13 protein-coding genes and 1 other RNA gene are annotated in these 10,659 nt (G+C 61.0%); 7 read left to right on the top strand and 7 right to left on the bottom strand.

Annotated elements, in window-relative coordinates:
- Positions 1–4: 4 nt before the first annotated feature.
- From B2589_RS09645 to B2589_RS09665, 5 genes are all read right to left on the bottom strand, one after another.
- Entirely contained in the window at positions 5–919 is a 915-nt protein-coding gene (locus B2589_RS09645; protein WP_286816426.1) for a DUF808 domain-containing protein, read from the bottom strand.
- A gap of 96 nt (positions 920–1,015) precedes the next feature.
- Complete coding sequence (locus B2589_RS09650) at positions 1,016–2,239, bottom strand: FAD-dependent monooxygenase (RefSeq protein ID WP_286816427.1); 1,224 nt, start codon at positions 2,237–2,239, stop codon at positions 1,016–1,018.
- Complete coding sequence (gene ubiH / locus B2589_RS09655; protein WP_286816428.1) at positions 2,229–3,515, bottom strand: 2-octaprenyl-6-methoxyphenyl hydroxylase; 1,287 nt, start codon at positions 3,513–3,515, stop codon at positions 2,229–2,231. The genes B2589_RS09650 and ubiH overlap by 11 nt, the downstream gene beginning before the upstream one ends.
- 4 nt (positions 3,516–3,519) lie before the next feature.
- Positions 3,520–4,839, bottom strand: a complete 1,320-nt coding sequence (pepP, locus tag B2589_RS09660; RefSeq protein ID WP_286816429.1) for a Xaa-Pro aminopeptidase — start codon at positions 4,837–4,839, stop codon at positions 3,520–3,522.
- Positions 4,840–4,851: 12 nt separating this feature from the next.
- The gene (locus B2589_RS09665) at positions 4,852–5,451 is read right to left on the bottom strand and encodes a UPF0149 family protein (RefSeq protein ID WP_036219211.1); all 600 of its coding nucleotides are present in this window, start codon (positions 5,449–5,451) and stop codon (positions 4,852–4,854) included.
- Positions 5,452–5,635: 184 nt separating this feature from the next.
- Between B2589_RS09665 and B2589_RS09670 the strand changes: the two genes are divergently transcribed.
- On the top strand, positions 5,636–6,202 hold the full coding sequence (locus B2589_RS09670) for a ZrgA family zinc uptake protein (protein WP_286816430.1): 567 nt from the start codon (positions 5,636–5,638) through the stop codon (positions 6,200–6,202).
- A 2-nt stretch (positions 6,203–6,204) separates the two neighbouring features.
- On the opposite strand, the gene B2589_RS09675 is transcribed toward B2589_RS09670, so the two are convergent.
- Positions 6,205–6,717 carry a DUF3299 domain-containing protein gene (locus B2589_RS09675; RefSeq protein ID WP_286816431.1) on the bottom strand — a complete coding sequence of 171 codons (513 nt, stop codon included), beginning with the start codon at positions 6,715–6,717 and terminating at the stop codon, positions 6,205–6,207.
- A 69-nt stretch (positions 6,718–6,786) separates the two neighbouring features.
- Here B2589_RS09675 and B2589_RS09680 point away from each other — a divergent pair, with 69 nt between their 5' ends.
- From B2589_RS09680 to B2589_RS09705, 6 genes are all read left to right on the top strand, one after another.
- The gene (locus B2589_RS09680; protein ID WP_414673950.1) at positions 6,787–7,488 is read left to right on the top strand and encodes an ABC transporter ATP-binding protein; all 702 of its coding nucleotides are present in this window, start codon (positions 6,787–6,789) and stop codon (positions 7,486–7,488) included.
- On the top strand, positions 7,485–8,762 hold the full coding sequence (locus B2589_RS09685) for an ABC transporter permease (RefSeq protein ID WP_286816433.1): 1,278 nt from the start codon (positions 7,485–7,487) through the stop codon (positions 8,760–8,762). The genes B2589_RS09680 and B2589_RS09685 overlap by 4 nt, the downstream gene beginning before the upstream one ends.
- A gap of 118 nt (positions 8,763–8,880) precedes the next feature.
- Entirely contained in the window at positions 8,881–9,087 is a 207-nt protein-coding gene (locus B2589_RS09690) for a TIGR02449 family protein (RefSeq protein ID WP_022988352.1), read from the top strand.
- A complete protein-coding gene (locus B2589_RS09695; RefSeq protein ID WP_022988353.1) occupies positions 9,087–9,383 on the top strand; it encodes a cell division protein ZapA in 297 nt (98 codons plus the stop codon). Before B2589_RS09690 ends, B2589_RS09695 begins: the two co-directional genes overlap by 1 nt.
- Before the next feature lie 61 nt (positions 9,384–9,444).
- Positions 9,445–9,624, top strand: a non-coding RNA gene (ssrS, locus tag B2589_RS09700) — 6S RNA.
- Between the two features lie 4 nt (positions 9,625–9,628).
- Positions 9,629–10,225: a 5-formyltetrahydrofolate cyclo-ligase gene (locus tag B2589_RS09705; protein ID WP_286816434.1), complete on the top strand. Its 597-nt coding sequence runs from the start codon at positions 9,629–9,631 to the stop codon at positions 10,223–10,225.
- Here B2589_RS09705 and B2589_RS09710 read toward each other — a convergent pair.
- Entirely contained in the window at positions 10,207–10,371 is a 165-nt protein-coding gene (locus B2589_RS09710; protein ID WP_022988356.1) for a hypothetical protein, read from the bottom strand. The two genes, B2589_RS09705 and B2589_RS09710, sit on opposite strands and share 19 nt — an antisense overlap.
- Between the last annotated feature and the right edge of the window lie 288 nt (positions 10,372–10,659).

The following is a 10,659-nucleotide window of genomic DNA, read 5'->3' on the forward strand; positions in this document are numbered from 1 at the left end:
AAGGTTACGCCGCCTTGCGCTGCCAGAGTTTCGAGACCGGTGTGATCACCAGTACCAGAACAGCCCCCGCCAGCAACCCGAACAGGCCATCCCCCAGCGTGGTGACCAGCACCTCCGGCACCGATGAGACCATGCCGGCCACATGGTGAATGGCGTCGTACACCGCCGGAATGCCGTGGGTCAGAATACCGCCACCCACCAGGAACATGGCAATGGTGCCCAGTACCGACAGGGTTTTCATCATCCAGGGCGCCAGCCAGAGTATGCCGTGCCCCACTTTCTGCGCCATGGCGCTCGCTTTCTGGCTCAGGTAGAGACCGGCATCATCCAGTTTCACAATACCCGCTACCAGGCCATAAACCCCCACGGTGACCATCAGCGCCACCACCGTCAGCACCGCAAACTGCATTCCGAACCCCTTGCCCGCCACGGTGCCAAGCGTGATGGCGATGATCTCTGCGGAGAGGATAAAGTCGGTACGAACAGCGCCTTTGATCTTGTCTTTCTCGACCGTTTTCAGGTCCACTTCCGGCTTCTTCAGCGCTTCCCGGAGTTCTTCCCTGTGCCTCTGTTCTTCTTCCTTGTGCAGGAATTTGTGCACCAGCTTTTCGAAACCTTCATAGCACAGGAAAGCGCCGCCCAGCATCAGTAAAGGGGTGATCAGCCAGGGCACGAAGAAGCTGATGGCCAGTGCCGCCGGTACCAGGATCGCCTTGTTGATAAACGAACCCTTGGCCACCGCCCAAACCACAGGTATTTCACGGGCCGGCTTTACGCCGGTTACCTGCTGGGCGTTCAGGGCCAGGTCGTCCCCGAGCACACCTGCGGTCTTCTTGGTGGCGGCCTTGGTCATGACCGCGACATCGTCCAGGACGGTCGCAATGTCATCGATTAAAACGAGCAGGCTGGAGCCGGCCATAAACAGTTCCTTTGTTAATTCGACAAGAAGGGAAAGACCGAAGTTTACGAAAACCCGGAGCGGGAAAACAGTTCCGGGTACCCAGAACCGGACACGTCAGGCATCAATGCCCATCGCCTCCGCGGCAATGCGGTTTTTCAGCGGCGCCAGCTGGTTCAGCCAGCGCATGCCGGTGTTCCGAAGCCAGCGCACGGGTAATTCATCCCGGGCGAACAGCTGCTTGAAACCTTCCATCGCCGCCATCATGGTCAGGTTCTCACCCTTGCGCCGGCGCTGATAACGGGCCAGCACGGAGGCATCATCCGGAGCAAGGCCAAGTGCCCTGGCTCGCCCAAGCTCCTCCAGCAACGCACGCACGTCGCCATAGCCCAGGTTTGCACCCTGCCCGGCCAGCGGGTGGATGGTATGGGCGGCGTCGCCCACCAGGGCCAGGCCATCGGCGATGTAATCCTTGGCGTGGCGCTGGCGCAGGGGAAAGGCAAAGCGCCGGGAAACCGCCAGCACCTCACCCAGCTCCCGCTCGATGGCAGCTTCCAGCTCCTTCCGGAAACTCTCGGTCTCCAGCGCCATCAGGCGGCGGGCTTCCAAGGTGTCCTGGGACCAGACAATGGAGCAGAAGTGTTCATCCCCGGCTTCATTCAGTAACGGCAGGAAGGCCAGTGGCCCGGTGGGAGAAAACCGTTGCCACGCCGTGTAACGATGGTTCTGGCTGGTGCGGACGGTACACACGATGGCCTGCTGGTCGTAATCCCATTCCCGGGTTGCCAGGCCGCTCCACTGGCGCAAGCGCGAAAGCGCGCCATCTGCGCCCACCACCAGCCTGGCAACCAGGCGCCGACCGTCTTCCAGTTCCACACCCTGCTCCCGGCTCCAGGCTTTCACCCGCACGCCATCCAGCAACTTTACCGAGCTGTCTGAAAGGCTTTCGAACAGGGCACGAACGATGTTCCGGTTCTCGACGATGGTGCCAAGGCTGCGGGCGTGCAATTCAGCCGCATCGAAATGAATACGGCCAGTGCCGTCACCGTCCCACACGGTCATTTCCCGATAACCACAGTGGCGGCTGGCCTGTACCTTCGGCCAGGCTCCCAGCTCTTCCAGCAAGCGCTGGCTGGCCAGGGAAATCGCGCTGACACGGGGCTCAAAGTCGTCAACCGAGTTCGCGGGTTCGGCCGGGGCCATCAGGCTTGCGGCCGGGGCACCTTCAATCAGGCCCACCTGCCAGCCCTGTCGGGACAAGCCCAGGGCCAGTGCGGAGCCGATCATGCCGCCACCGACGATCAGGATATCGAATTGCTGTGTTGGGGCATCAGCGGTCATGGTGTTCGGACTCCTGCAAAGACTCAGCGGCTGAAATCACCGGCTTGCGGCCACCGGTACCCATGGCCTTGCGTGCAAACCAGCGCTTGGCTCCGGGCACCAGGTCCAGCCCGACCAGGCCGGCATCCCGGGCGGCAGCCAGCGGTGGCAGGGATTGCCCGAAAACACGGATCAGGGAATCGGAGAACTGCACTGTCTGCTGCCAGTCCTGGCGATGCAGACGCTGGTATTCACCCAGTACAGACAGGTCACCGATCGACACACCGGCATCCACCGCCTTGCGGAACTGTTCCACCAGCGTCACCAGCCCACGCAGGGCCAGGTTAAAGCCTTGCCCGGCCACCGGATGCAGGGCATGGGCGGCGTTGCCCACCAGGGCCACGCCGGGGCGCACGGCTTCGTCTACAGTCACCAGCTTCAACGGGTAATGATTGCACTGCCCGATGCGGGTAAAGCACCCGAGACGCCAGCCGAACCGCTCCTGCAGCTGCCGGCATTTTTCATCGTCAGACAGCGACAGTATGTGTTCCAGCGCGCTGTCAGTCAGCGTCCACACCAGCGCAGACTGGTTCTCGGCCCGCACCGGCGAACCATGGGGCAACAGGGCCATGGGGCCGGAATCGGTAAAACGCTCGAACGCGGTGTACCCGTGCGAATCGCTGGTGGACACGTTGGCAATCAATGCATTCTGGCCGTAGTCTTCGGTTCGGGTCACAAAGCCCAACTGTTCCCGCAGTCCGGAACGGCCGCCATCGGCCACCACCAGGCACTGGCCGGTCAGGGCTTGTTCTTCACCCTCTTTACGGATGCTGACCTTAACGCCACCGGGGATCGGCGTCATGCCAACCACTTCTGCCGGCGCCTGCCAGCTTACCGGGGTTTCCAGCAGCGCCCGCATGAGGCAAAGCCCCATCCAGCGGTTGTCCGCCACATAACCCAGAGCCGGCTGGCCATGATCTGCAGCATCCAGCCGGGTGGCGCCGAACCGGCCCCGGTCAGACACATGAATATTCCGGATGGGCGTGGCGTGTTCCGACAACGCTGCCCACAAACCCAGCTCTTCGAAGATCAGCCGGGAGCCCCAGGCCAGCGCCGTGGAACGGGCGTCGTAGCTGGGTTGGTAGTCGTCCGGCAGGGCATCGGGCGAGAGCGGAAAACTTTCCACCACGGTCACCCGCAATTCCGGCACCACGCGGGCCAGCGCCAGCGCCAGAGTGGCGCCGGCAAGGCCGCCACCGGCAATAATCAGGTCGGTATCCATCCGGGGTTCAGTCACAGGCTCAATCCGCCATCAGGGCTTCAATATCGGCCACGGTTTTCGGCACCGCGTCGGTCAGCACGCGGCAACCGTCTTTGGTTACCACCACATCGTCTTCGATGCGAATGCCAATACCGCGCCATTTTTCCTCTACGTTCTCGTTATCCGGCGCAATGTACAGCCCGGGTTCTACGGTCAACGCCATACCCGGTTCCAGCTGGCGCCAGGCATCGCCTACCTTGTAGTCGCCCACATCGTGCACATCCAGCCCCAGCCAGTGGCCGGTGCGGTGCATGAAAAACGGTTTGTAGGCTTCACTGGCAATGGCATCGTCCAGGCTGCCGGACAGCAGCCCCAGATCTATCAACCCCTGGGTCAGCACCTTCAGGGCTGCCTCGTGGGGGTGGTTCCAGTGGTTACCGGGGCGCACCGCATCAATGGCGGCGTACTGGGCATCCAGAACCACGTTATACAGAGCTGTCTGTTCCGGGCTGAACTTGCCGCTGACCGGGAAGGTGCGGGTAATGTCAGAAGCGTAGCAGTCCAGCTCACAGCCGGCATCGATCAGCACCAGGTCGCCCTCTTTCAGCGGTGCGCTGTTCTCGATGTAGTGCAGGATACAGCCGTTAGCGCCACCACCCACGATGGAAGGGTAGGCCGTGGAGCGGGCGCCGTGTTCCATGAAGGTGTGGATCAGCTCGGCTTCCAGGTTGTACTCATAGCCACCCCTGCGGGCCCGCTTCATGGCCCGGCAATGAGCCTCGGCGCTGATTTTCCCGGCCCTGGCCATCACTTTGACTTCGGCCGCACTCTTGTACAGGCGCATGTCGTGCAGCAGGTGTTCAAGGGCCACCAGCTCACCCGGCGGATGGGCACCGGCCCGCACCTTGCTACGGATGACCTTCACCCAGTCCATCACCCGGTTATCGAAGACCGGGTCTTTGCCAAGCGGGTAATACACCCGGCTTCGGCCTTCAATCATGCCTGGCAGGATGTCGTCGATATCGCCGATCGGGAAGGCATCGTCCAGGCCATAGCGCTCGATGGCTCCCTCGGGGCCCACCAGGAAACCGTCCCAGAGTTCTTTCTCCGGATTACGCTCCTTGCAAAACAGCACGGTCTCGCCGTGTTCCCGGCCCGGAATCAATACCAATACCGCTTCCGGCTCGCCAAACCCGGTCAGGTACTGAAAGTCGCTGTCCTGGCGGAACGGATGCAGAACATCCCGGTTACGCACACGCTCCGGCGCTGCCGGCAGAATGGCGATACTGTCCGGAGCCATCCGGTCCATCAGTTTTCGGCGGCGGTCGGCGAATTCTTTCATCGGAATCATTGAGGCCATGCTGTCTCCTGATCAGTGCAGGGTGGGCGTTGCGCCAGCCGGTTTCTCCGGCTCATTGAATTCGGTAAACACCGCCAGGGCACCCAGGCGGACGTATTCGGTGATTTCCAGCAGTTGCTGCTCGCTTTCGTCGTCGGACTCTTCGTCTTCCGACAGCTGGCTGATGGCAACCATGTCTTCAATCAGTTCACGGATTTCATCCGGAGCCTGCCCCAGCGAAGCACCGGCCGCCAGGGCCATGCCCTCGAGGAAACCTCGCACCCAGGCGATCAGGGCTTCCAGGCGCTGCTCGATGGCATAGTCGTCATCCGGCAGCAGGGGCTGGAAGGTCATCTCACTGGACTGCAGCTGCGCCAGGGTTTTCTCGTAGGCACCGTACATAAACGGCGCCAGGTCATCCGATTCTTCCATGGCCTGATCCGCCAGCCCCATGTGCTCGCACACCATGGCCAGCCACTGCTGTTCTTCAATACGGGTGCCGGCCGCCAGCCGACCACAGAGAACACCGTGCAGTTCGGAGGGGTGGCTGAAGGCCTTGTGGGCCGTGAAGACGTTAGCCCAACGTTCGAATTCGGCAGCGCGGGCGGCACCTGAAGTATCGCTTTCAGACATGAAAAAACCGGTTCCTGTTTCGGGGGAGACTGCCGGGGCCATTGCCCGGCCGCTCCGTCTGTTTGAGGTGTCTATCCTAGCATTACGGCGCTGTGCTGGCACGGGCCGGCCAGATCGGCACTTGCTTTTACCGGGCCAAAGGAGAAAAATGTTATAACATATCAAAACACCGGAGATTCCCCCGATGCGAAAGCGCCTGCCCTTGTCCGCTTCCCCCAGACTGATCCTCGCCCTTGGCCTGGCAACCGTTACGGCACCTGCCATGGCACAGGATAACCCGGCCGCTCACCAGCATGGCCATGCCGAACTCCAGGTTGCCTTTGCCGGTGAACAGATTGACCTGTTGCTGGAGTCGCCGGCCTGGAACCTGCTGGGCTTCGAACACCAGCCCCGCACAAAGGAACAGCGGCAGAAACTGGACGGTTTGCGCGAATGGGTGGCCGCGAATGCCCTGATCAACACCGAAGGAGGCAACTGCCGGGTGACCACTTCGGAACTGCATACCGGCTGGGAAGGGCACGAAGCTCACGATGACCAACGGCATGACCAGGACGCCCACGCAAACCATTCCGACCTGGAAATCACCCAGAGCATGCGATGCGACGCCTTGCCAGATGCTTCCGCCTTCACCGCCCCCATACTCGACGCTTTCCCGACTCTGGAGCACCTGAATGTGCAGTGGGTTTCCGCACAGGGCCAGGGTGGCACCCGGCTGACCCGGTCCGACAACCGTTTCCGGCCGGGGCAGTAAACTTACTCGGTATAACGCTCTACAGACTCCGCCACCATGGAATAAGACGAAGTACCCAGGTCGTTTTCGGTACGCTCAATCACCAGCTTGCCTTCGATCCAGACCGGATCGTACAGGGCTTCCAGGGTGAAGCCTTCGCTGTACTTCACATGGACAATCTGGTTCGGCGGTGGTGGCGGTACGTGGATACAGGCGCCGTAGTACGGCACAAGGAAGAACTCGAGGATGCGCATGTCACTGGTGGTTTTCAGGGGTACTACAAAGCCCGGAATGCGGCCTTCGACATCGCCCATTTCCGGCACAACCCGGCCCGTCATGATTTCGTCGGGCAACAAAACCGGGCCGCCGCCTTCGTGCTCCACCTCAGGCATGCTTTCCAGCAATGCCAGGTCTTCGGCCGGCATCAGTTCCAGCCAGTCGATTTCCCGGAGCTCGGCCCGGGCTGATAATGACAGCAGCAACATCAGCGGCAAAAGGCAGGCAAACAATGCCCGGGACTTCGGATACACTGGCATGGACGGCATCTCCAATCGGGGTGATTCACAACACGGCCCACATCATACAACGCAACCGACCAGACCGATATGAACAGCAGTACAGCAACCGCCAGATCGGCCTGCCCGGCCATAGAGACCCGAGACCTGATGTTTCGCTGGCCAGGCCGGGAACAGCCGCTCGTTTTTCCTGACATGTCCCTGGCCGCAGGCGAACACCTGTTTCTGCACGGGCCCAGTGGCACCGGCAAAAGCACCTTGCTGGGCCTGCTGGCCGGCATGCAGACGCCGCAAACCGGTTCGGTCAGCCTGCTGGGGCGGCAAACCAGTGCCATGAGGGCCGGCGCCCGGGATCGCTTCCGGGCTGACCATATGGGCGTCATCTTCCAGCAGTTCAACCTGGTGCCTTACCTGAGTGCGCTGGCCAATGTGACCCTGCCCTGCCGGTTATCGGCGCTGCGCCGGGCCCGTGCCGACCGGCACCCGGATACCGCAGCCAGCGAACTGCTGAAGGAACTTGGCATCCCCGAGAGCCACTGGCACCACGGGGTTACCAATCTGTCCATCGGCCAGCAGCAGCGAGTGGCCGCCGCGCGGGCGCTGATCGGCGCGCCGGAAATCATTCTGGCCGACGAGCCAACCTCCGCCCTGGACACCGACAACCGCGACCGCTTCCTGGATCTTCTGCTGACGCTGGCCAGGGAACGGCAATGCTCGGTGGTGTTTGTCAGCCACGACAGGAGCCTGGCCAGCCACTTCCACCATCAGCTGGCCCTGGGAGGTACGCCGTGAGCAAGGTCCGACTGGCACTCTCCCTGGCAACCGCCAGCCTGTGGTACCGGCGCAAGGTACTGGCGCTGGTTTGTCTTACCCTTACCCTGAGCGTCACGCTACTGCTCGGAATCCAGTATCTTCGCACTGAAGTCCGGCAGTCATTTACCAACACCATCAGCGGAACAGACCTAATTGTTGGTGCCCGCAGCGGCCAGCTGAACCTGCTGCTGTATTCGGTCTTCCATATTGGCGATGCCACCAACAACATCCGCTGGTCCACTTACCAGAAGCTGGCACAGGACAAGCGTATAGACTGGGTGGTTCCGGTCTCACTGGGCGACAGCTACCGGGGTTACCGGGTAGTAAGCACTAACGCACAGTTCATTAAGCGCTTCCAATATGGCAACGATCAGCCCCTGGAGCTGACAACCGGCCACTGGTTCACCGATCTGTTCGATGTGGTGCTGGGCGCCGGCGTGGCCCGCCAGCTCAATCACCAGACTGGCGACCGTGTTGTGCTGTCCCACGGGGGTGGACGCACCAGCTTTGCCAACCATACCGACCTGCCGTTTACGGTGTCCGGTATTCTGGCGCCTACCGGCACCCCGGTAGACCAGGCGGTTTACATCAGCCTGGAAGCCATGGAAGCCATCCACGTGGGCTGGGAATCCGGCATTGCCCTGCCCGGCCGAACCCTGACAGAAGAGAAGGCAAAGACCCGCTCCTTCGAGCCAGACGCCATTACCGCGGCGTTTATCGGGCTGGACAAGCCGATACTCACCTTCCAGCTGCAACGGGAGCTGAACCAGTATCGCGAGGAGCCCTTGTCCGCCATTCTGCCGGGCGTTGCCCTGAGCGAACTGTGGCGCATGATGGGCCAGTTTGAGAAAGCCTTGCTGGGCATCAGCGCGTTTGTGGTCATTACCAGCCTGACCGGCCTGATTGCGGTGCTGCTGACCATTCAGGCCCAGCGCCAGCAGGAAGTGGCCGTGTTACGGGCTACCGGTGCCCCGCCCATCCTGATTGCCTCGCTGTACAGCTTTGAGTGTGTGGTACTGGCCCTGGCGGCCTGTGCCCTGGCGCTGCTGCTGGGCGCCGGCGCCATTGCCGGCCTGGGCCCCTGGCTGCTGGACCAGTACGGCATACAGATCGGACTTCGCGGCCTGAACCGGGCAGAATGGCTCCTGCTGGGCTTGGTACCGGTGGCGGCATTCGTGGTTTCGTTACTCCCGGCCTTGCGCAGCTGGCAAAAGAGCCGCAAGCTGGGATTTGCCGGATCCGGCGGCAGCTGACCTGCCACTGAAAGTGACAGGCTTCACGGCGCCGGCGCCATGACAATGCGGTAAATTGACCGTTATGGTGCGGGCACTTATAGTTACCGACATCCAAATTACTCATATTGGGCACGTCATGGAACAGTCCGAAGTACAGGCATTAGCGGACAAGCTGGACACACTGATTGAACGCTGCAAAAAGCTCGAGAAGGATAACGCCCTGCTGCGCGAGCTGCAGGACGACTGGAACCGGGAACGGGCCCAGCTGATGCACAAGAACGATCTTGCCAAAAACAAGATTGAAGCCATGATCGGCCGCCTGAGAGCGCTGGAGCACCACTGATGTCACAGCAGTCAACCACCGTTGAAGTCCGGATTCTCGACAAGGAATACCTGGTGGCCTGCCCGCTGGAAGAGCAGGAGGCCCTGCTGCGCGCAGCCCGGCACCTGGACAGCAAAATGCGGGAAATCCGGGCCAGCGGCAAAGTGTTCGGCACCGAGCGCATTGCCGTCATGGCTGCCCTGAATATTACTCACGAACTGCTGGAGCGTGACACCATGTCTGACGCCACCAGCAGCCTCCTGAAAGCCATGGACAACCGCCTGGACGAAGCCCTTGGGGGCAGTTCCGGCAACTGATTCCGGAAACTTTCCGGAATGGGGTTGCAATCGGCCCCGGCCCTGCCCGTATAATGGATTCAACTTCCTGGGCTGTTCGCTGGTCGGGTACGTCCTCGAGCCGATGCGCACTACCCAGGTGGCTACTTCAGGGCATTGTGAGCATGTCCCCCACGGGGGAAAGCCTGATATGTCACAGCGGCCACCGACCTTGAACTTTGGGTTCAAGGGCTACATCCGATAACGGCAGCCCGGGAAGCTTTATTTTGGACACCCTGTCCCGCACCGAACTTCGCAAGCATTTGCGCCGCAAGCGCCGGTCCCTGAGTTTTGAGCAACAGCAGCAAGCCTCTGAACAGCTGGCTCTGAACCTTCTGAAACATCCGGACCTGCACCGCGCCCGGCACATCGGCATCTACCTGGCCAACGACGGCGAGATCGACCCACACCTGTACATTGACCTGGCTCGTCGCAAAGGCATCCACTTTTACCTGCCGATCCTGCACCCGATCTACCCGGGCAAGCTGGTATTCAGCCCCTATTTCGACGGCATCCGGCTTAGCGCTAACCGCTTCGGCATTCCCGAACCGCCGTTCCCGCAATCAAGGCGCAGGCCGGCATGGGCACTGGATGCTGTGCTGTTTCCGCTGGTAGGTTTTGATGAAAGCGGGGGGCGGCTGGGCATGGGCGGCGGTTTTTACGACCGCACGTTCGCCTTCAGCCGTATTCGTCCGGGCATGGCGCCCAAGCTGATTGGCCTGGCCCATGATTTCCAGAAGGTAAGGGAGCTGCCCATCGAGCCGTGGGATGTGCCGTTACACGGGGTGGTAACGGATAAGGGTCGTTACCGGTTCAAGCCCTGACTGGCTGGCTGTACGAAGCTGGTCACAGGAACGTCTCTGGCAGAGCGTTTGTCTTCTGAAGCCTGAAGTGACGTAAACCCGGTAATGACAAGGCCGACCGCAAAGATCAGTACGATGGTGCGGATGATGTCTGGCTTGCCTCTCATTTCACGTGGTCCCATTTCTTCTTGGTTCTAATTGGCTGGAAAATCAGGTGGCTATTCTCGACTTGGAGAATTAGACGAAAGACTAACACGTAACTTCAATTTTACAATTATTGACAGGTTACGATTACGTAAGAGTTATCACTTAGCTTCGGCCTGCTTGTCGAGCATTCGCGTTCGGCGACCGAAACCGGGCGAGACACGATAGGAGAAGCAGGGGCTGGTGGGGCCTTCCGAAACTGTGCGGAGCCAGGGATGGCGGAGCTCAAGCGTCACATGGATGTGCCGAAG

This window comes from Marinobacter sp. UBA3607 (genome assembly GCF_002375525.1).
Taxonomy (GTDB): domain Bacteria; phylum Pseudomonadota; class Gammaproteobacteria; order Pseudomonadales; family Oleiphilaceae; genus Marinobacter; species Marinobacter vinifirmus.